Origin of the sequence: Microbacterium sp. NPDC057944, from assembly GCF_042887445.1 — a bacterium.
In the GTDB taxonomy this organism is placed as follows: domain Bacteria; phylum Actinomycetota; class Actinomycetes; order Actinomycetales; family Microbacteriaceae; genus Microbacterium; species Microbacterium natoriense.
In genome coordinates this window covers 1379003-1401038 of the sequence record NZ_JBHVPJ010000002.1, presented here as the reverse complement: position 1 = coordinate 1401038, position 22036 = coordinate 1379003, and the positions used below count along the sequence as shown (strand labels likewise).

13 protein-coding genes are annotated in these 22036 nt (G+C 68.6%); 6 read left to right on the top strand and 7 right to left on the bottom strand.

The window, feature by feature from the left end; genetic code table 11:
* Positions 1-17 precede the first annotated feature (17 nt).
* On the bottom strand, positions 18-422 hold the full coding sequence (locus ACFVRO_RS16040; RefSeq protein WP_386954073.1) for a RidA family protein: 405 nt from the start codon (positions 420-422) through the stop codon (positions 18-20).
* 81 nt (positions 423-503) lie between these two features.
* Here ACFVRO_RS16040 and ACFVRO_RS16035 point away from each other — a divergent pair, with 81 nt between their 5' ends.
* The 4 genes from ACFVRO_RS16035 to nagB all read left to right on the top strand — a co-directional run bounded on the left by ACFVRO_RS16035 (position 504) and on the right by nagB (position 6729).
* Complete coding sequence (locus ACFVRO_RS16035; protein WP_386954072.1) at positions 504-3752, top strand: family 20 glycosylhydrolase; 3249 nt, start codon at positions 504-506, stop codon at positions 3750-3752.
* A 79-nt stretch (positions 3753-3831) separates the two neighbouring features.
* Positions 3832-5019 (top strand): ROK family protein, encoded by a 1188-nt coding sequence (locus ACFVRO_RS16030; RefSeq protein WP_386954071.1) that lies wholly within the window; start codon positions 3832-3834, stop codon positions 5017-5019.
* Positions 5016-5957, top strand: a complete 942-nt coding sequence (locus tag ACFVRO_RS16025; protein ID WP_386954068.1) for an ROK family protein — start codon at positions 5016-5018, stop codon at positions 5955-5957. The genes ACFVRO_RS16030 and ACFVRO_RS16025 overlap by 4 nt, the downstream gene beginning before the upstream one ends.
* Entirely contained in the window at positions 5950-6729 is a 780-nt protein-coding gene (gene nagB / locus ACFVRO_RS16020; RefSeq protein ID WP_223586898.1) for a glucosamine-6-phosphate deaminase, read from the top strand. Before ACFVRO_RS16025 ends, nagB begins: the two co-directional genes overlap by 8 nt.
* A 187-nt stretch (positions 6730-6916) precedes the next feature.
* Here nagB and ACFVRO_RS16015 read toward each other — a convergent pair whose 3' ends face one another.
* From ACFVRO_RS16015 to ACFVRO_RS15990, 6 genes are all read right to left on the bottom strand, one after another.
* Complete coding sequence (locus ACFVRO_RS16015; RefSeq protein ID WP_105677125.1) at positions 6917-7315, bottom strand: NUDIX domain-containing protein; 399 nt, start codon at positions 7313-7315, stop codon at positions 6917-6919.
* The gene (locus tag ACFVRO_RS16010; RefSeq protein WP_386954065.1) at positions 7308-8666 is read right to left on the bottom strand and encodes an FAD-binding oxidoreductase; all 1359 of its coding nucleotides are present in this window, start codon (positions 8664-8666) and stop codon (positions 7308-7310) included. Before ACFVRO_RS16010 ends, ACFVRO_RS16015 begins: the two co-directional genes overlap by 8 nt.
* Complete coding sequence (locus ACFVRO_RS16005; RefSeq protein WP_386954063.1) at positions 8663-9034, bottom strand: YrdB family protein; 372 nt, start codon at positions 9032-9034, stop codon at positions 8663-8665. Before ACFVRO_RS16005 ends, ACFVRO_RS16010 begins: the two co-directional genes overlap by 4 nt.
* A gap of 27 nt (positions 9035-9061) precedes the next feature.
* Positions 9062-11086 (bottom strand): sigma-70 family RNA polymerase sigma factor, encoded by a 2025-nt coding sequence (locus tag ACFVRO_RS16000; protein ID WP_386954060.1) that lies wholly within the window; start codon positions 11084-11086, stop codon positions 9062-9064.
* Between the two features lie 480 nt (positions 11087-11566).
* The gene (locus ACFVRO_RS15995) at positions 11567-12733 is read right to left on the bottom strand and encodes an N-acetylglucosamine-6-phosphate deacetylase (protein WP_386954057.1); all 1167 of its coding nucleotides are present in this window, start codon (positions 12731-12733) and stop codon (positions 11567-11569) included.
* Complete coding sequence (locus tag ACFVRO_RS15990) at positions 12730-14241, bottom strand: family 20 glycosylhydrolase (protein ID WP_386954054.1); 1512 nt, start codon at positions 14239-14241, stop codon at positions 12730-12732. Before ACFVRO_RS15990 ends, ACFVRO_RS15995 begins: the two co-directional genes overlap by 4 nt.
* A 147-nt stretch (positions 14242-14388) precedes the next feature.
* Here ACFVRO_RS15990 and ACFVRO_RS15985 point away from each other — a divergent pair, with 147 nt between their 5' ends.
* On the top strand, positions 14389-21189 hold the full coding sequence (locus tag ACFVRO_RS15985) for a PA14 domain-containing protein (protein ID WP_386954051.1): 6801 nt from the start codon (positions 14389-14391) through the stop codon (positions 21187-21189).
* Complete coding sequence (locus ACFVRO_RS15980) at positions 21186-21962, top strand: hypothetical protein (protein WP_386954049.1); 777 nt, start codon at positions 21186-21188, stop codon at positions 21960-21962. Before ACFVRO_RS15985 ends, ACFVRO_RS15980 begins: the two co-directional genes overlap by 4 nt.
* Positions 21963-22036 lie beyond the last annotated feature (74 nt).

The window sequence follows — 22036 nt, the reverse complement described above, 5'->3', positions numbered from 1 at the left end:
CTGCGATCCCGTAGGGGTCAGTCGACGACCGCGAGCCCGTCGATCTCGACCAGCATCTCCTCGCGCGGAAGACCGGTGAAGACGGTCGTGCGGGACGGCAGCACTCCGCTGGTCGTGTGCGCCGTGACGAAGGCGCCGTAGGCCTCGTTCATGATCGGGAAGTCCTCGCGCGTGGTGAGGTAGACGCGCAGCATCACGACGTCGTCGAAGGTCGCTCCCGAGGCCTCGACGATGGCCTTGACGTTCTCGAGGGTGCGCGTGGTCTGCGCGGCGACGTCACCGGGGAAGAGGTACTCGTTGGTCACCGGATCGACCGGACCCTGCCCGGAGACCTGGACGATCGGGCCCTTGCGGACACCCTGGGAGAACGTGTGTGCGGGAGCGGGGGCGGCGTCGGTGGAAACGCGGGTCTTCACAGTCATGGCTCAAGACTAGTAGCGTTGTTAGATGCCTGTACTAATTCCGAACGCCGTTCACCTGTGCGCGCGAGCGGCGGTGGCGGGATGCTTCTGAGCTCGGAGAAGCCGGTACGGGTCTATCGGAACACGACGGTCGTCGACGGCACCGGCGCCCCGCGCTTCCTCGCGGATGTCGCGATCGAGGGTGCCAGAGTGGTCGCGCTGATGCGCGACGGTCTCGGCGGCGATGTCGAGCTTCCACCCGGCGCGGTGGAGGTCGATGCGACCGGTCTGGTCCTCGCGCCCGGATTCATCGACATGCACGCGCACAGCGAGCTCGCCGTGCTCGAGGGCGCACGTCACGATGCGAAGATCCTGCAGGGGGTGACGACCGAGGTCCTCGGCCAGGACGGGCTCGGCTACGCGCCGCTCGACGAGGCGACGGCATCCGTGATCCCCGCGCAGATCGCGGGCTGGAACGGCACGCCGGCATCCGTTCCGTGGCGCACGATGGGCGACCTGCTCGATGCGATCGACGCCGCAGCGGTGGCGAACGCGGCCGCCCTGGTCCCGCAGGGCAACCTCCGGATGATGGTGGTCGGCCACGAGAACCGGAGGGCGACCGTCGGTGAGATCGCCGCGATGTCGGATCTGCTCGGCGAGGCGCTCGACGCGGGCGCGTTCGGCATGTCGAGCGGGCTCACCTACACCCCGGGGATGTACGCCGACACCGCGGAGCTCGAGGCGCTGTGCCGCGTGGTCGCCGAGCGCGGCGGATACTGGGCTCCGCACACGCGCAGCTACGGAGGCGCCGCCCTCGACGCCTACCGCGAGGCGATCGAGATCGGCCGCCGCACGGGCTGCCCCGTGCACCTCACCCACGCCACCATGAACTTCGCACCCAATCGGGGGAGGGCGGCCGAGCTGCTCGCGCTCGTGGACGCGGCGATCGCCGACGGCGTCGACGTGACGCTCGACACCTACCCTTACCTCCCCGGGGCGACCACGCTGGCGGCCCTGCTCCCCAGCAGGCTCTCCGAGAGCGGCGATCTGCTCGCCACGATCTCCGCGCTGAACGACGAGGGCCGTGAGGCCGTGCGCGTCGAGCTGGAGGACATCGGCTGCGACGGGTTCCACGGCGAGAAGGCCGACTGGAGCGCGATCCAGATCTCCGGCACGACCGCACCGGAGCTGGCCGACCTCGTCGGGCGCACGGTGGAGGAGATCGCCGCGGACTCCGGGCGGCGCCCGGTCGACGTCGTGCTCGACACGATCGTGCAGGATGCCGGAGCGACCGGCATCCTCATGCACATCGGCGACGAGGACAACGTGCGTGCGATCATGGCGCATCCGCGCCACAGCGGGGGCAGCGACGGCATCCTCATCGGCGCCCGGCCGCATCCTCGCGGGCGCGGGACGTTCGTCCGCTATCTCGGGCACTATGTGCGTGAGCTCGGCGTGCTGACGCTGGAGGAGGCCGTGCGCCATCTCGCCGGGACACCCGCCGCCCGGCTCGGTCTCGACCGCGGCGATGCGCCGCGTGGAGTGATCCGCGAGGGCGCCACCGCCGATCTGGTCCTGTTCGATCCCGAGACGGTGGCGGCCGGAGCGACCTTCGAGTCGCCGAGGGAGGCCCCGATCGGCGTCGTCGAGGTGCTCGTCGGCGGCGTCCCTGTCGTCGAGCGGGGAGCCGTCACCGGTGCGACGCCCGGAGCGGCGCTGCGGATGCCGCCCGCTCCGCACCGCGCGACGGTCCCGCTCGTACGCAGCGTGATCGATCCGTCGGCCCCGGCGTTCGTCTGGACATCGGTTACGCCGATCATCGCCTCGCCCGATCTCGCATCGAGCGCCGCCCGCCTCGGCGGGGAGACGGACGGCGCGCTGCCGGCGATCCGTCTGCGGATCGACGAGTCGCTCGCCGCGGCTCCGGACGCAGAAGGGTGCATCGGGGCGGAGGCGTTCCGCGTCGTCGTCGCCGCCGACGGCATCGACGTGTGCGGGGCGAGCCCTGCGGGGGTGTTCCGCGGGGCGACCGTGCTGCGACAGCTGCGAGAGCCGGGAGCGGACTCCGCGCGGATACCCGCGGGAACGTGGGAGGGGTCGCCGGCGTACGGCTGGCGCGGTGCCATGCTCGACGTCGCGCGGCACTTCCGTCCGGCGGAGGACGTGCGCCGCCTGATCGATCTGCTCGCTGACCACCACCTGAACGTGCTGCATCTGCACCTCACCGATGACCAGGGGTGGCGTTTCGAGGTGCCGGGCTACCCGCGGCTCGTGGAGGTCGGCGCCCGCCGCGAGGCGACGCAGCGCGGTCACGGCGTCCTGGCGACGGTCGAGCCGGGCGTGCACGAGGGCTTCTACACGGATGCCGAGCTGCGCGAGCTGGTCGCCTACGCCGCCGAGCGGTTCGTGACGATCGTTCCGGAGGTGGAGCTGCCCGGCCACATCCAGGCGGGACTCGCCGCTTACCCGGAACTCGGCAACCTCGACGTCGGAGAGCCGCCGTCTTCGGCGTGGGAGCGCTTCGGGGTGAATCCGCGCACGCTCGCGCCGACGGACGCGTCGCTCGCGTTCGGCTACGCGGCCATCGACGCGCTGTGCGCTCTGTTCGACTCTCCCTGGATCGGCATCGGCGGTGACGAGGTGCCGGTCACGGAGTGGGCGGAGAGCGCCGCAGCGGGGGAGCGGATGCGCGAGCTCGGGCTCGACGATCCGCACGACGTGCAGCCGTGGTTCACGGCGCACTTCGTGGAGCGGGTGCGGCGCAACGGCCGCACGGCGCTCGCCTGGGACGAGGTGCTGGAGGGGGATGTCCCGGACGGCGTGGAGATCCTCGCCTGGCGCGGACCCGCCGCCATGCGCGAGGCGCTCCGCCGCGGCATCCCCGTGATCGCCTGCCCCGATCTGGAGGTGTACCTCGACTATCCGCAGTCCGACTCGGAGGAGGAGCCGATCAGGGTGGGGCCGCCGCTCACGATCGAGCGGGCGTACTCGCTCCGGGTCGAGCCGGGGGCGGCGGGCGGCCAGGCGAACATCTGGACCGAGCATCTGCCGACCAGGGACCGCGTGGACTTCTCGGCCTTCCCCCGCCTGTCGGCGATCGCCGAACGGCTGTGGGAGGGCGGGGACTCCGGTGACGTCGCGGACTTCTCGCGACGCCTGCCGACCCATCTCCGTCGCCTCGCGCAGGCGGGGGTGCGGTATCGTCCCCTCGACGGTCCGACTCCCGCACAGCGTCGACCCGGCATCCCCGGGAAGCCGCTGACGATCGCTCAGCGCGAGGAGATCGTCGCGGGACTGGTCGAACGTCTCGTAGAGAGGGCGGAAGCGGCGGCGACATCATCGCCGAAGTAATGTAACGTTTTGGTAACCCTCGTTCCGCACCGTGTGGCGGGGGTTGCGTAAATTTTGTTCGTAAGGTCTACTAACAAACATGTCCGTATCGGATGAAACGCGTCCTCCATCGTCGTCAGACTACGCCGGTGCGAACACTCACGCCTTCGGGCCCGGACGCCACCTGCGCTCCCGTTCCAAAGTGCTCCCCGAGCACGCCCGCGGGCACAACCGCGCCCTCGTTCTGCAGACGCTCTACCACGCAGGGGCGATGAGCCGGGCGGACCTCTCCAGGGAGACCGGACTGACCCGCGTGACGATCTCCGACCTCGTCGCCGAGTTCATCGCCGACGGCATCGTCGTCGAGATGGGCATCCGCGAGACCGTGGGCCCTGGCAAGCCTCCGATCCTGATCGACATCGATCGCGTCGGCCACCAGATCGTCGGAATCGACCTCTCGGGTCCGAGCGCCTTCGTCGGCGCCGTCCTGAGCCTCGACGGCGACGTGCTGGAGCGCCGTGAGGTGCCGCGCCCCGAGGCCGCAGACGGCACCGCCGCCTATGCGGCGACGCTGGAGCTCGCCCGCACCCTCGTGGCCGCGGCGACGCAGCCGGTGCTCGGAGTCGGCCTCGGCACCCCCGGTGTCGTGCGCCCCGACGGGCTCGTGCTCAGCTCGCCGAACCTCGGCTGGACGAACCTGCCGCTCGAGGCGAAGCTCGGCATCGACCTCGACCTGCCCGTGCTGGTGCGCAACGACGCCAACGCCGCCGTCCTCGCCGAGTACACCTTCGGCGAGGCGAAGGCCGACTTCATGCTCATCAAGATCGGCCGCGGAGTGGGCGCCGGTCTGATCACCGGCAGCCAGCCGCTGCTGGGCAGTCGCTTCGCCGCGGGCGAGATCGGCCACGTCGTGGTCGGCACCGACGGCGGTCCGCGCTGCGCGTGCGGCAAGGACGGATGCCTGGAGGCCTGGCTGAGCGTCAGCAGGCTCAGCGCCGCGATCGACGCGACCCCCGAGTCTCGCGACGAGATCCTGCGCGACGCCGGCACCCGCATGGCCATCGGCATCGCTCCGATCGTCGCCGCGCTCGACCTCTCCGAGGTCGTGCTGTCGGGCCCGGCCGAACTGCTCGCCGGGACCCTCATCGACGCCGCCATCGAGACCCTTCACGCCCGCACTCTGGAGGGCGTGTTCGAAGACGTGGAGATCCGCCTGACGCAGCAGGACGACATCGTCCTGCGCGGAGCCGCGGTGATGGTGCTCTCCAGCCAGCTGGGAGTCTCGTGACCGCGAGGCCGGTCCGGGTCGGCCTCGACGTCGGTGGGACCAAGATCGACGCCGTCGCGGTGGGGGAGGACGACGAGATCATCGGACGCGTCCGTCGCCTGAGCGGATGGGGTGGCGAGGAGGTCGTCGCGAACGTCGTCGACGCCGTCACCACGCTCGCCGCGGACTCGGGCCTCGACCTGGCCGACATCGGGTCGGTCGGAGTCGGCATCCCCGGACTCGTCGACGAGGAGTCCGGCCGTGTGCTGCACGCCGTCAACCTCGGCGTGGAGTCCCTCGACCTCGCGGAGCTCGCGAGCGCCCGTCTCGGCATCGGATTCCGCGTGGAGAACGATGTCAAGGCCGCCGCCCTCGGCGCTGCGGTGCTGCGCGGAGCGGCGGGATCGATGGCGTACCTGAACCTCGGCACCGGCGTCGCCGCCGGCATCGTCGTCGACGGCCGGATCTGGCGCGGCTCCCGCGGCACGGCCGGCGAGGTCGGCCACCTCTCCGTCGACCCGAACGGCAGACTCTGCGGATGCGGCCAGGTCGGCTGCGTGGAGACGCTCTGCGGCGGCGGTGCTCTGGCCAAGGCCTGGGGGCGCCCCGGTGCGCTCCCCGTGCGGGACATCCTGGATGCCGCGGAGTCCGGCGACCCGCTCGCGCTCGCCCTCCGTGCCGACCTCTTCGCCGGGGGCGCTGCCGGAGTGCGCGTCCTCGTCCTCTCGGCGGACGTCGACAGGGTCATCATCGGCGGTGGCCTCACCGCCCTCGGAGACCGTCTCGAAGACGGCATCCGCTCTGCTCTTCTGGCCGGCGCTGCATCGTCGCCGTTCATGCGCTCTCTCCACCTGGATGAGAGAATCGAGATGCTCCCCGCCGGGTCTCCGGCGGCCGCTTTCGGCGCCGCCCTCGTGGGCGCGTCCGTCCCTTCGAAGGAGATCGTTTCCCATGGCTGAAGTCGTCATCGTCGAGAACAAGGAAGCCGCAGGGGAGCTGGTCGCCGCCGAGATCGTCGAGCTGATCACCGGCCGTCCGGATGCGGTTCTCGGGCTCGCCACGGGCTCGACCCCGCTGCCGGTCTACCAGGCCCTGCGCTCGCGGCTCGCCGGTGTCGACGTCTCGCAGGTGCGCGGCTTCGCCCTCGACGAGTACGTCGGCCTCGACCCCGCGCACGTCGAGAGCTACCGCTCGGTGATCACCCGGGAGGTCGTCGAGCCGCTCGGACTCGACCCTCAGCGCATCCACGTGCCCAACGGCGCCGAGGCGACCATCCAGCACGCGGGAGAGGACTACGAGGCGGCCATCACGGCGGCGGGCGGCGTCGACCTGCAGATCCTCGGCATCGGCACCGACGGACACATCGGGTTCAACGAGCCCGGCTCGTCCTTCGCCTCCATCACGCGCGTCAAGACCCTCACCGAGCAGACCCGTGAGGACAACGCCCGCTTCTTCGACTCGATCGACGACGTGCCCCGCCACTGCATCACCCAGGGGCTCGGGACGATCCTGCGGGCGCGGCACCTCGTGCTGCTCGCGTTCGGCGAGGGCAAGGCGCAGGCGGTGGCGGATGCCGTCGAGGGGCCGCTCTCTGCGATCCTCCCCGGATCGGCCATCCAGCTGCACCCGCACGCGACCGTCGTCGTGGACGAGGCCGCCGCGTCGCGCCTGAAGCTCGCCGACTACTACCGCTACACGTTCGCGAACAAGCCGGCCTGGCAGGGCATCTGACCCGCCCTGCCGGCGGGGTCGTCTCGCCCGGAGGTCGCGCGGATCACGGGGCGTTTCGTCTCGGTCGCTGCGCGTCCTCGCTCAACGGCCGGGTGACCGGAGCATTCGTCTCGGTCGCTCGACTCGAGTCCGCTGTCGGTCGTTGAGCGAGCGGAGCGAGACGAAACGGGGTGAGGTTCGTGCGCCCCTAGCGCGACCAGGCGATCGGCAGCAGGTGCTCCACGCTCAGCGGGGCGAGCGGGAGCGTCTCCGCGTCCTCGCGGGTGATCCACCGCAGTTCCGCGAGCTCGGCCTGGACCGTCACGGCGGCGGGGTCGACCGTCGCGGCGAAGGCCTCGGCGACCACGCGGTGCCCCGGCTCGTTCGCTGCCTCCGAGATGAACGTGCCCAGGGGCTCGAGGTCGCCCTCGTCGAGCAGCACGCCGAGCTCCTCGTGCAGTTCGCGAACGAGCGTCTGCGCGGGGGACTCGCCCTCCTCCGGCTTGCCGCCAGGCTGCATGAAGCGGACGGTGTCGTTCTTCCGGACGACGAGCACGCGCCCGTCGTCGTCGACGATCACGGCCGCGCTCACGTGGATGTCAGGCATGGAACACCTTTCCCGGGTTCAGGATGCCGAGGGGGTCGAACACCCTGGTGATCTGCCGCTGCAGCTCCCACTGATCGTGGCCCAGCTCCTCGGCCAGCCAGCGGCTCTTCAGAGTGCCGATGCCGTGCTCGCCGGTGAGCGTGCCGCCCAGGGCGATGGCGGCGCGGAACAGCGCGCCAGCGGCATCCCACACGTGCTCGGGCACGTCGGGACCATCGAAGATGAAGTTCGGGTGCAGGTTGCCGTCTCCGGCGTGCGCGACGGTCGGGATCGTGAGCGCGTACTCGCGCTCGATGCGTGCGATCTCGTCGAACATCGCCGGCATCGCGCTGCGCGGGACCGAGACGTCTTCGATGAGCGTGGTGCCGAGCGCTGCCATGGCCGCGTGCATGGATCGGCGGACGGCGAGCAGGCGTCCGCCCTCTTCGCGATCGTGCGAGACCTGCACGGCGCCGCCGCTCGTGCGGAGGACCTCGGCCACGGCATCCGCCTCGGCGACGGCGGCGGGACCGTCGGTCTGGATGGTCAGCTGCGCCATGCCGGCATCCGGCGCGGGGAGGGAGAGCAGAGCGGCGACCGCGGCCAGGCTCGCCGCATCCATCAGCTCCATGATGGCGGGCTGGATGCCGGTCGCCGTCACCGCTGCGGAAGCGACGGCTGCCGCCCGCACGCTGGGGAAGGTCGCGGTGATCGTGCACGTGGTGCCGGAGACGAGCCGGCGCAGCTTCAGGGTGGCGCCGACGACGACGCCGAGTGTTCCCTCCGAGCCGATCACGAGAGAGGTGAGATCGAGGCCGGTCACTCCCTTGACGCTCCGATGCCCCAGGTGGAGCAGTCGTCCGTCGGCGAGGACCAGATCGACGCCGAGCACGGCGTCGCGCACGACTCCGTACTTGGCGCAGAGGAGCCCGCCTGCGCCCGTGGCGATGTTGCCGCCGACGGTCGAGATCGCGCGGCTGGCGGGGTCGGGCGCCCACCAGAGCCCGTGCTCGGCGAGCAGGTCGTTGAGGTCGGCGTTGAGGATGCCCGGCTCGACCACGGCGAGCAGATCATCGGCGCGGATCTCCGTGACCGCGGTCATGCGCGCCGTGGAGAGCACGATCTCTCCCGCGCCTCCGTTCGCGGCCCCGGCGAGACCGGTTCCCGCGCCTCTGACGACGACCGGCGTGCGGGTCGCCGTGGCGATGCGCATGACCTGCTGGACGTGCTCGACCGTCTCGGCGTGCACGACGGCGAGGGGGAGACCGGGAGCGGCGTGACCCGAGCGGTCGGCCCGTGCGGACTCGAGCGCGGCGGGAGCGGTGTCGACGAGGTCGCCGAGAGCGGCTGTCAGCTGCTCGAGCGCGGTCATGACAGGCTGCGGCGCCCGCTGACGAGTCCGGCGCCGACGGCGACGACGCCGAAGGCGATGCCGACGAGGGGCTGGTACATGAGCCACCAGGCGATGGTGACGCCGACGTAGATCAGCAGCTCCACAGCCGCACGGAGGAACGGGTGCAGCCGGAGGACAGGCTTGGGAGACAGGAACAGCGCCCAGACGAGGATGACGATCACGGGGGCGCCGATGCCCAGGACGACATTCCACGGCAGCGGCCAGGTGGCGAAGCCCCAGAGGGCGAGCGTGCCGACGGCGACGACCAGGACGATGGCGCGCACCACGTCGAGCGCGGTGATGTTCGGGCGGTCTACGCCGGGTACGGGTGCGGATTCCTGGGGCATGACCCCAGTCTATTCGCCGCTCGGGAGCTACTCGGCCGGCGCGGGAGCGGTGCCGGCGACGTCTGCGACGGTGTCGATGGCGGCGCCGAGGAGGCTCGCCTGCGCGGGTGCGGCGGAGTCCTCAGGAGCAGGTGCGGCGGGAGTCTCTACGGGCGCGGGCTCGACCGGTGCGGGCGGTGTAGCCGGCTCGACGGGGGCCGCGGGCTCCACCGGAGCGGCGGGCTCGACCGGAGCAGGGTCGCTCACGGGTGACTCGGGAGCGATCGACGCGGGCGTGTCGCTCGCGAGCGGGTCTTCGGCCGGAGCCGTGCCTCCATCGCCGGGGTCGGTTCCCGAGGGAGCGTCGCCGATGCGGACGCACTCGGTCGGGAGGCCGATGTCCCAGAGGGCCGTCGCCTCGCCGGGCTCGCCGACCTTCAGCGTGCCATCGGGGAGGAGGAGCGTGTACTGGAACGAGACGTCGACGTCGTCGAGGATCTGAGACAAAGTCGGGCGCACATCGACCACACCGCTCCCGGCGGAGTCGAGCACCGCACCGGTCGTGCCTGCGGTCGATCCGTCGAGGAGCACCTGTGCGGTCGCGCCCGCCGCGCCGGCGACCTGGATGCGGTAGTGCGTGACGGGGATGAACTCCGTCGGGTCCCAGGCGCAGGTGACCTCGGCGGAGACGAAAGTCGGGGCCCCCGCAGGCAGAACCGGGTCCACGGGGTCGATGGGATCGATCGGGTCGACGGGCTTCTCGGGGTCGACCGGCTTCACGGGGTCGACGGGCTTCTCCGGAGTCACCGGGGGCGCCGGCGGCGTCACCACGGGAGCGGATTCCGGAGCGGAGGCCTCTTCGACCGGCGGCTGCGGCGCCGGGGGAGCGGGCGGTGCCGGCGGCTCGACGACGGTCGTCTCCTCGGACGACATCGAGTCGTCGGGGGCGATGTCCGCGGCGATCGACGAGGAGTCGCTCGCCGCGGCGTTCGACAGCGAGGTCGACGGGTCTGCGCTGCTGAGGCCCGGCAGGATGGTGGCCGCGGCGACGACGCCGGCGACGATGAGTGCCGCGGAGCCTGCTCCGACGAGCGCGCCGACTCCGGTGAAGATGCCTCCGGCCGCTGCTGCGCCGCCGCCGCCCGCAGAGCCTCCGGCTCCGGATCCTGCAGATCCGCCGGCTGCTCCGCCCGCAGCGCCGCCAGCGACGACGACGCCGCCCTGGACGACGCTGGAGGGCATGGCCGCCAGCGCGACGATGGGTGCGCCGCCGCCCTGGAGGGTGGCGAGGTAGCCCGCCGAGCCGGCGATGCCGAGCACGAGGGGGAGCAGTACGAGCGCGAGGCGCTTCGAGACGTCCTTGGCCTCGGCGGCGACGATCATGCAGCGTGCGCACTCGTCGAGGTGCTGTTCGAGGCGCTTGTGGTCGCGAGTGCTCAGGTTTCCTCGCGTGTACGCGCCGAGATGCTCGATCGTCCACTGGCAGTCCGACCCGGGGGCCGCGCTGCGCAGGTGCGCCTGGATCCAGGCTTCTCTGAGGCCTTCGCGAGCACGGAAGGCGAGCTGCGACACGGCTCCGGCCTTCATGCCGAGCAGCGGCGCCACCTCGTTGGGCTTCATCTGCTCGATCTCGGTGTACCAGAGCACCTCCTGCCAGCGGGAGGGGAGGCTGCGGAAGGCCTGCGAGGTGAGACCGCGGTCGAGGGCCTCGTTCGCCGCCTGCTCGGTGCTGTCGGGGTCGGCGACCGCGTCGAGCTCATCGATCGCGGACTCCCGGCGCGAGCGTCCCCAGGCGGCGGCGGTGTTGCGGATGCTGGTGAAGAGGTAGGCGCGGAAGGAGCCGTTGGGGCCGCCTCCCTTGATGATCGCCTGGTAGATGCGGGTGTAGGACTCCTGCACGAGGTCGTCGGGGTCGATCGAAGACGTGATCGAGCGCGCGACGGACATGCCGGACGGATAGTGCCGTCGCCACAGTTCGCCGAAGGCCGTCGCGTCACCCGAGCGGGTGCGCAGAACCAGGTCGGCGTCCGCGATCGCGTCGTCGTGCAGTGTGTTCTCGTCGTCCACAGTCATCCATCTGTCGTGGGGCGCGGGTGCGCCTTCACATGAAGAGACGCGTGAGACCGCTCTTCATCACGCGTCTTCTCCATTCTCTCCCGATTCTTTCAGCTAGGCCACCCCTGACGAAAGTCCAAAGCAGATCTTGAGTTTTGGCCAAAAGTCCAGGTCGTTCACTATTTCCGAATCTGTGGCCCGGTGTGGGGGAAAGTTTTTCGAAGATTTTCTGGGAAGTCGCGTAATGAACGGCGGCTGAGTTCGTCTCATCACGTAGAGACAGCCATAAGGGCTCCACCGGGGGGCGGAGTCCTGAGGCGCTGGTGCGAGGGGTAACAGCACCAGCTGGCGGGTCGGGAGCCTCGGGGGAGGAGTTCCCGGCCCACCTGCTCTGTTGTGGGGGTGAGGCCGCCGATCTGGGGAGAAGGCGGCCTCCCGCCCCGCACATGTTTCGACCGGAGAGCGCAGAGCTGCGCGTCGTCGCGCGATGCGCGGTTCTCAGAGCCGCTGACCCACCCATACGCGCGCGACGCGCAGCTGTGCATCGAGAAGCACGGCGTCGCCGACCGATCCGGTCCGCAGGCTGCCGAGCCGTTCGCCGCGCCCGATCGCGCGGGCCGGGGTCTCGGTCAATGCGCGCACCGCCTCGGGCAGCGTCACGCCCGCCTGCACGGCCCTCAGCAGAGCCACGTCCTGGGTCAGCGTGGAGCCCGCGATCGACCCGGTGTCGTCGGCGCGTGCGATCCCGTTCTCGACCGTGACGCTCACCGCGCCCAGGTCGTAGTGGCCGTCGGCGCTGCCCGCGGCCGCCATGGCGTCGGTGATCAGTGCGACCCTCCCGGGGGCGGAGTCGAACACGAGCTTGATCACGTGCGGGTCGAGGTGCACGTTGTCGGCGATCGCCTCGAGCACGACGCGGTGGTCGGCCGCTGCGGCGAGCACCGGCCCGGGGGCGCGGTGGTGGATGCCGGGCATCGCGTTGAAGGCGTGCGTGAGGATCGAGGCTCCCGCCTCGAAAGCGGCGACAGCCATCGCGGCATCCGCATCGGTGTGCCCGACCGCGGCCGCGGTGCCGGCGGCGACGATCTGCCGGATGGCGTCGAGCCCTCCGGGGAGCTCCGGCGCGATCGTGATCTGGCGGATCGTGCCGCGCCCCGCCTCCAGCAGGCGCTCGACGTCGCCCGCATCCGGGTGCCGCAGCAGCGTCGGTTCGTGGGCGCCGTGATGCCCGGGATCGAGGAAGGGGCCTTCGAGGTGCGAGCCGAGGATGTCGGCATCCGTCTGCATCAGGTCGGCGATGCCGGCGACGCTGAGCGCGAGCTCGTCGAGTGTGGCCGTGACCAGCGAGATGACCGCGCGCGTCGTGCCGTGCGCGCGGTGCAGCGCCCTGCCGGTGCGGATCGCCTCGATCCCGTCGTCGAAGGCGGCGCCTGCGCCTCCGTGGCCATGGATGTCGACGAAGCCCGGCGTGAGCACGGCATCCGCTCCGGCGACCGCGGACGCATCGACGATCTCGTCGGCCGGCGCCCAGTCCGATCCGGCGCCGCGCGAGGCCACGGCGCCGTGCTCGAATCGCACCCAGCCGTTCTCGACGATCTCGCCGCCGTCCACGACGCGGGCGGAGTGGATGACGAGCGAGCCCGTCGTGGAGGTGTGGACGCTCATCGTGCGCTCCAGGGGATCTCGGGGCTGGGGTGGAAGTCGACCCCCTCAGCCTTCCACAGTGGAGCGAGTGCACCCAGCCGTGCGCGGAAGGAGTCCCAGGTGCGCTCCGGCGCGGTCTGCGGCGACCAGGCGATCTCCGCCTGGGCTGCGGCGCGTGGGAAGACGAGCTGCTCGACCTCGGAGATGGTGCGGGTCGTCTCGCTCCACAGCGGGGTCTCGACTCCGAGGATCGCGGTGGCTGGAACGTCGAGCACGGCTGTCGGCTCCCAGTCGTAGGCGGCCCGGACGTCGATGATGGCGGCCCAGTCGAGTCCGAGCGGGAACTCCGGCGTGTACTTCATGTCGAGGTAGGCGACGTTCGAGGCCGACATGATGAGCGCCCCGCCGCGTGCGACGAAGTGCGCTGCCTCCTCGGCGTGCGTGCCCTGCGGGGTGGTGTTGCCCCAGTACTGTCCGACGGTGCCCTCCGCGATGTCGGCCGCGGAGCCCATCTCGTGCCAGGCGACGGGGGTCTTGCCCGCCGCGACGACGATCTCGGTCGCCCGTGCGGCGAACAGGTCGAAATCGGCCTGGGGTGTTCCGAGCGACTCGTCGCCCCCGACGTGGATGTACGGGCCGGGGGTCATCTCGGCGAGCTCGCGCACGACGTCGCGCACGAACTCGTAGGTGCGCTCCTCGTGGATGCGCACGCTGGAGTGCCCGACGCCCCAGCCGATGTAGGTCTCGCCGGCGACGGGGAGCGGCTGGCCGAGGCGCGCGGACTCCGAGATCAGTCCGTCGTTCAGCACGGGGGCCTCGACGAGCTCCGGGTACGCGACGCCGATCGCGTGCGTATGGCCGGGGAGGTCGATCTCGGGGATCACGATCATGTGGCGGGACGCCGCGTGCGCGACGATCTCGCGATAGTCGTCCTTCGAGTAGAAGCCGCCGGGGTCGCCGTTCGCCGATGTCGTCGCCGCCAGCTCGGTGAGCTTCGGCCAGGAGTCGATGTGGATGCGCCAGCCCTGGTCGTCGCTCAGGTGCATGTGCAGGTGGTTGAACTTGAGGGCGCTGGTCGCGTCGATGAAGGTCTTGACGTCGTCGACGCCGAAGAAGTGGCGTGCGACGTCGAGCATCACGCCGCGGCGGGCGAAGCGGGGCGCGTCCGCGACGGTGGCGCGGAGGAGGCCCCAGGAGCCGTCTTCGTCTTCGCGCAGCAGCTGCAGCAGGGTCTGGATGCCGTAGAAGAGGCCGGCGTCATCGGCACCGACGACCTCGACGCGCTCGCCGACCGTGAGGCTGTAGCCCTCGGGGTTCGCGACGGCGCCATCGACGCGCAGAGTGATGTCGGCATCGCCCTCGACGGAGGACAGTCGGATGCCGCTGCGCCGGGCGACCGCGCCGATCAGCTGCGCCGTGTCGGCTGCGGGTCCGGACACCGTGGAGGCGGCGGTGAGCGGCATCCGTCCTTCTCCTGCGGTGGCCGTCACGGGCGCTGGAACGAGGGGCAGAAGATGGGGAAGGACCATGAACAAAACCTATCGTCTGGGGTGGTTCGTGGATATAGGCAATGTTGTTTCTTCCATCCGACCGAAATATTGCGAGGATCCTGGGAATCCGCTATCTCTTAGCTGTGCGGTGACTGAACCGCGACTCCTTCGGAAGGAACCGCGGTCATGCGCCGACTCCCTGCTGCTGGTCTTGCCTGTCTTCTCGTCGGGGCCTTGGCGCTCATCACACCTGAGTCGGCGGCAGTCGGCGACGTGCTGGTGTCGGCGGGCGCCTCCGTGCAGACGGCAGCGGCCGACTCCCGGGAGATCCCCGACAACGGAGATCTGGGAGCCGACGACGTGGCGCGGCTCGGTGGAGCGCCTGAGCCCTTGAAGGACTGGGTTTCGGAGATCCCTGGTGGCGAATTCAGCACGCTCACGACCGAGAAGAGCGCATCGCCACTTCCTGTTCCGCGGCAGGCGAGACGACACATCACGACGGACGAGAAGCCTGGTGTTCCGCTCGCAGAGCAGGCCGAAGGTTTGCCGATCGTCGACCAGGATGAGTTCTCCACCACCTACGAGCGCCCGGACGGCACGCGCATCCGGGAGGAGTCTGCAGAGCCGATCAACGTCGAGACGGAGGATGGGTGGAACTCCATCTCAACGACGCTCGAGCCTGTGCGCGGAGGAGGGTGGGATGTCGAGAACCATCCGCTGATGCCTGAGTTCGCACAGAAGGCAGACGAGAAGAACGCACTGCGTGTCTCATCAGGCTCGCATGAGGTGGGATTCACCTTCGAGGGGGCCGCTGCGGAGAGGGGCGAACTCCGCGCAGTCAACGGCGAGTCGAGCACCGACACGCTGGTCTACGAAGGCGTCGCCTTCAACTCCGACCTGCAGTACGTCGTCGAGAACACGGGAGTCAAGGAAGCGCTGGTGCTCAAGGGACTCCCGGGCACCTCCTCGTGGTCCTGGCTCATCCGGTCGGCTTCTCTTGTTCCTCGAGAAGGGGATGACGGGCTCGTCGACTTCGTCGACGACAAGGGAACAGTGGTCATGCACGTCCCGGCGCCGGTTGCGTGGGATTCCTCCGGCGTTGAGGAGAAGTCCTCGGACGCGGTGGTCAACCCCTCGATGAAGCTCGAACGCGTTGGCGACACCTCGTGGCGCTACACGCTCAGCATCGACAGGAAGTGGCTGACTGCGGATGAGCGAGAGTACCCGGTGTACATCGACCCGACCGTCCAGCAAGGCCCGAACTTCCTCAAGGCGTACAAGTCCGATGGCAACGTCATCAACGGGGAGATCCACGTCGGGAACACGCGCCAGAACAATCAGAACCTCTACTGGCGTTCACTTGTGAAGTTCGATTACTCGGGAGTGCCAGGCAACTTCATCGGAGGCGCGCAGATCGGGCTCGGTTTCAACGGACTCGGGACGACGGACTTTCAGAACGGCGACATAAGCCACGCCAGCTGCGCGAGCTACGAGTGCTACGGCACCTGGGTGGCGAACTACGGCATCGGCACCGGCGAGACCTGGACCACTGGCGATGGGATCAGGGCACGTCTCGCCTGGGCTCTGAGCCAGGGGGACACGGGAGTCACCTTCATGATCCGCGGCATGGAGAGCGGTGCATATACGCACAAAAGGCTCAGTTCCGCGATCTGGATCGAGTACTGGCCGTTCCCGACCATCTCGCACGCCTCACCGGCCAACGGAGCGACCGGGATGTCACTGACTCCGACGCTCAAGTTCGATGGCAAGGGGTCCTCACCGTACTCGAACGTCGCTTATCTGTTCCGCGTCTCCCCGAACAGCGACATGAGCAACCCTGTGTGGGATTCGGGCTATGTCACGAGCGACCAGGCGACGGTGCCCGAAGGGCGGTTGCAGCCTGGCGTGACGTACTACTGGCAGGGGCACATCAAGGACGGGCACGACGGCGAGGCCGGCCAAAGCACGGTGAGGTGGACAGGAGCGCGCTCGTTCACGACGCAGCTCGTCCCGCCGACTCCTCCGGAGAGCACCGCGACTCCGGGCAACGCGGCTGGACAGCCGGAGACCGTCACGACCCTCACGCCGACGCTTCAGGTGGATACCGTCACCGACCCCGACAACTTTCCCGTCGGCGGCACCGTCAAGTACGAGTTCAAGATCGCCACGGGAGCGGATGCCAAGTCCGGCGCCATCTTCACATCCGGACTCGTCAACGCCGATCCTGACGGAAAGGTCCGGTGGACGGTGCCAGAGGGGACGCTGCGAGACGGCAACATCTACTCGTGGATCGTGCAGCCGACAGACGGCGTGGGGAAGAACACGACGCCCGCGTGGGTGAAGAGGATCAAGGTGGACATGAGACTCGGTTCGTCCGGTCCGTCGCCCTTCGATTCGACCGGTCCTGTCGCAGTCAATCTCGCGAACGGAAACGCGAGCCTTTCTTTCTCTTCGCCGCTCGTGAGCACGCTGGGCGGGCCCATGGGGATGTCGTTCAGCTACAACTCCATGTCGGCGGGGGTCTCGAATCGAGGACTGACCGGGTCGTACTACAACGCCAAGGACGCGCTGGGTAACATCCCCACGTCGGCGGCAGGCTACACGTTCGCAGGCAAGTCACCGCTGATGGTGAGGACCGATTCCGCTGTGTCGTTTGATTGGCCCACCGGATCTCCCGGGCCCGGAGTCCCGAACGACTACTTCATGGCGCAGTGGACGGGCTACGTCCGAGTGCCGCATGCCTCGTCGCAGTGGAAGTTCGGCCTTCGTCACGACGACGGTGTTCGGCTTCGCGTCAACAACGCGACAATCTATGACAAGTGGGAGAGCGGGGCTTTCGGCCTGGGCTGGTCAGGAAACCAGAATCTGTCGACTGCAGAGGTGCCCTTCCAACTGGACTACTTCGAGGTCGGTTCGGGGGCGTTCGTCGAGCTGTGGGCGGACGACCTTGCGGATGCGGACGGCCCTTTCATCGTTCCCGCTTCGTGGTTCACGACCAGGCGGACGGTACTGCAGGACGGATGGTCGGCATCCACGCCGATCGCGGGAGATGCGACCGCTTGGTCGCGCGCGACGATCGAGCCGCAGGCTGTGATCCTCACTGATGCCACCGGAGGAGCCCATACGTACACCCGCACGTCGAACGGCGGCTACACGCCGCCGCCCGGCGAGTACGGCGTGGTGTCGCTCGACGGCTCCGGTCGGGTCGTGTTCACGGATGAAGGTGGTGTCGTCTATCAGTTCGCGGCGAACGGCTTCGTAGAGTCTGCGACGTCCACTGCTGACGGGCAGAAGCCGGCGGCGCCGATCATGATCTACAACGGCGACGGCACCGTGAAAGAGATCGTCGACCCGCTGTCGAAAGACGGATCGACCTATGGTCGCAAGGTCTCGTTCGTCTATCAGGACGCCGCACAGTCGGTCTGCCCGACTCTGCCTCCCACCGGCACTCCGCCGCGGGCGGGCACACTCTGCCGGATCGTCTATCCGGCGCTGTCGTCGACGAACACTCCCGCGACGAACCTCTACTATGCGTCCGATCGGCTCTGGATGATCGAGGATCCCGGCGGCGAACGCACGGTGTTCGGATACGACACGAACGGTCTGCTCCAGTCTGTACAGGATTCTGCAGCGAGCGATTTCCTGCTTACCGCGGCTGCGCCGCCACCTGCGGCACAAGTGAGCACGCAGATCGCGTACGCCGGGGGGAGGGTCAGCGCGATCACGCTCCCGTCCGCCGACGGCGGAGCGTCTCCTCGGACGAAGAAGAACTACGGCTATGACCTGGCCGCCCGAGTGACCAGCGCCTCTCTCGATGGTGTCGCCGGGATGACGAGCTCCGTGGGCTACGACGCGGCATGGCGGCAGACGTCGAGCACGAGTCCGATGGGGGTCACCGCGACGCAGGAATGGCATCCGTCGAAGGACCTCGTGCTGTCGGCTACGAACTCGCTCGGGCAGAAGTCGACGACGGTCTACGACCCGTCGACCGATCGGGCGACCGACTCGTACGGCCCCGCTCCGTCTGCCTGCTTCCAGAGCGACGGGCGCCCCAAGCCGAATCCGGTCGGTGTGAGCGGATGCGGCATCCTTCCTGCGCATTCGTCGACGACGTACGACGGGGGACTGCAGGGTCTCCAGGCGACGTACTACGCCAACCCGAGCCTCTCCGGCAAGCCGGTGCTGTTCGACCTCGGTGTGGGAGGTGCCGGAGGAGCGATCGATCGCAACTGGTCGACCGCGAGCCCTGGAGCAGGGGTCGGGGTGGACAAGTGGTCGTTGCGGCTGACCGGACTCGTGTCCTTCCCGACAGCGGGTCAGTACACGTTCGTCGGCAACGCCGATGACGGTGTGCGCATCTGGATCGGTGACACGCTGGTCCTCGACAGCTGGGCGTACAGCGCGGCCGACAGGATCGGCGCCCCCGTGACCGTCGCCGCAGGCGAGAGCAAGCGCATCCGCGTGGAGTACTGGGAAGACGGCGGACCCGCGCAACTGCAGTTGAAGTGGCGGACCCCGTCGTCGGGAACGACGGCGGCGATCGTGCCCGGCACGGCGCTGCGGCCGGACTACGGTCTGGTCACGCGCACGACGGCCGACGACTCCACCACAGTCGCCGGGGCGGCTGCACCGACCACATCGTCGGCGATGACGTATCAGCATCCGTGGCTCGGCCAGGCGACGGAGGGGACGGTCGATCCTGACGGTCTCGCTCTGAAGACCGCGACCACGTACGAGCAGCCGGGGGCAGCGGGGTGGCTGCGCCGTCTGACGCGCACTCTGCCTGCGGGCGGTGCGGCAGGTGCTCCGGCGACGGCGAAGACGACGTCGGCGTATTACGGCGATCTCGAGGCCGCTCCGGCGGTGTGCGGCATCCCTTCGGGGACGAAGCAGTTCGGCATGACGAAGTCTGTGACCGGTGCGACGCCGGCGTCGGGCGGTGCGGTCACGACCGAGTACGCGTATGACGCGTGGGGTCGCACGGTGGGCACGAAGACCAGTGGCGATACGGCCTGGTCGTGCCTGACGTACGACGACCGGGGTGTGGTGGTCGCGTCGAGCGTGTCGGGTCCGACAGGGACGGCGACGATCTCGACGACGACCACGCGCGCGGTGCGGGCGACGAACGGCGGGTACTCCTTCGTGTCGGCGGGTGTCACGGTTGCAGGGTCGGCGAACGGGTCGAAGGTGACGACGGTCACCGACCTGCTGGGTCGCACGGTGAGCTACACGGATGTCTTCGACACGGTGACGACGCCGACGTACGATCCGGCGACGGGGCGAGTGACGCAGATCAGCACGACTCCTGCGGGTGGTGTCGCGTCGGTGATGGCGTACACGTACGACCTGGACGGGAAGGTGAAGACCGTCACCGTCGACGGGGCGCAGCTGGCGTCGGTGACGTATGACTCTCTGCAGCGGTTGCAGCAGATCGCGTATCCGGACGGGTCGGCGCTGACCGGTGTGGGCAGGGATCAGGCGCAGCGGACGACGTCGCAGACGTGGTCGGTGGCGGGGCAGACGGTGACGGACAGCGTGAAGCTGTCGCAGTCGGGTCGTGTGGTGCAGCAGACGAGTGCGTCGGGTGCGGTGTCGAACACCTCGACGTACGGGTATGACGCAGCGGGCCGGTTGGTGTCTGCGGTGATTCCGGGGCATCAGCTGACGTACGGGTTCGCGTCTTCCGGCGGGTGTGGTGTGAACACCGCGGCGGGGATGTCGGGCAATCGTACGGCCTTGACGGATGTGTGGACGGCGCCGGGGCAGGCTGCGGTGACGACGTCGACGGCGTACTGCTATGACTGGGCGGATCGGTTGACTTCTTCGACGGTCACGGGTGCGATCTCGGGGGCGACGAGTGTCGCTGATGGGGTGGCTGCGGCGGAGATCGAGTACGACGTCCGCGGCAACACGAAGCGCCTGGGAGACATGACGTTCTTCTACGACGCGGCGAACCGGCACAGTGGGACGGCGTATGCGGATGGTTCGTCGGTGCAGGTGGTGCGGGATGCGACGGGGCGGATCGTATCGCGGACCACGGACCCTGCGGGAGCGGCGCCGGCGGTGACGGTGACGTACCTGTACGCGGCGGGTGGGGATGCCGCGTGGGGGCAGAAGTCGGGGGCGGACCTGACCCGGAGCGTGGGGTTGCCAGGTGGGGTGTCGTGGACGAACCAGGCCGGCACGGTGACGTGGTCGTTCCCCGGGCTCGGCGGGCACGCCCTGGTCACGAGGACGGGGACGACGACGAGCGGGTTGCTGTTGTGGGACCCGTTCGGGCAGCCCCTCGACCCGACCACGCTCGCGATCGGAACGATCAGTTCGGATGACGGCGGGCAGGTCGCAGGGAACACGCTCTGGCATCAGGGGGCGTTGAAGCAGGCCGAGTCCGTCGGGTCCACGACGGTGGTCGAGATGGGGGCACGGTTGTACGTCCCCGCGCTGGGGAGGTTCCTGCAGGTCGACCCCATCGAAGGTGGGGTGGACAACGACTACGTCTGGCCCACGGACCCGATCAACACCTCCGACCTCTCTGGGGAAGCGATACCGCTCATCATCGCGCTCGGCATCTTGCTCAACCCCACTTTCTGGCTAGCATTGGGAATCGGAGCATTTACTCTTCTGGCCGCCGCTGCGTTTGTCGACGCCACAGTGAAAGCAATCGCAAGGGCCGAACCGATGGCCGTTCCACGGCCAACAGGGTCGAATTTCAGGCCTGATAGTGTCTACAATGTCTATCGCATCTACGCGCCCGCAGGAAACAAGACTTGGAAGTATGGAATCACGAGCGCATTGCCGCTTGCGTCAAGGCCAAGCTCTCAGGTGGCTGCTTGCTCGGCCTATTTCAAGCAATCGTGCAAGTTCAGCTGGGTCGCCCAAGGGGTTAAAGGGTTCAACGCGGCGCGAAGAATCGAGTACACATATATTCGGGCGTATCGGGTCAAGTTTGGCAAATGCCCTCCAGGTCAGAGGAACAGCTGTCGATGAATCCTGATTACTCGGGGTCTGAGCAACTGCGGTTGCGGCGCGTCATTGATGCTCAAGGGTTCGACGCGCGCAATTTTCGCAGTGGTCGAATTCTTCGGTTGCTCGTGCGAGAGATAGGAGTATCCTCTTTCGTATATAAGCAACTCTTTCTCGCCAACCTTTCGGGACTGTCGGTAGAAGATGCGTACTCGGCCGCGGGCGTCCCGGACTCCTATGTCCTGAGCCACGAGATTTTTGAAGCACCCGAGCTGTTGGGGCCTGCTCTGATTTCGCGTCGCCACGTGGCTGTGTCCGCAACGGACCCAAGCGCCTTGATTGCGCGTTCGGCAATAAAGGATCTACTAGTCGTTCCAGATGAGGCTGCTGAAATGGTGGTGTATCCGGGGCCCTTTTCTAACGTAGTTCAAGAGGCCGCGGCGCAGATTGGGCCATTCTTGAAGGGGGGATTGTTTGGGGGTCGCGCCATGTGGGACGAGGGAGGAGAAGTTATGGAAGAGTGCTACTCGATCATGGCAAAAAGTCGCGATCAAGCCGCATCAACACTCGCGCGCAGCGTCAGGGCATGGCATCCGAAGAGCGCTCTGAAAGGTATCACCTTCGAAGTCGAAGATACTCATTTCGATCGGCCATATTATGGAAACGCTTTGCTTATTCTCAAACAGCGCTCGAAACTTCAACTCAGAGAATATTGTGCTGAGCAGGGGCTGCCAGCGCCGATGGTCCCTGCTGATAGCCTCCAAGAGCGCGGAATCTGGCGTGCGATAGGTAGTTGAAAAGGCATGTATCAGATGTCCATTCGAACTGCCCATCACATCGCTCGTTCTCTCAACGGATGGTTGGGCGTCGC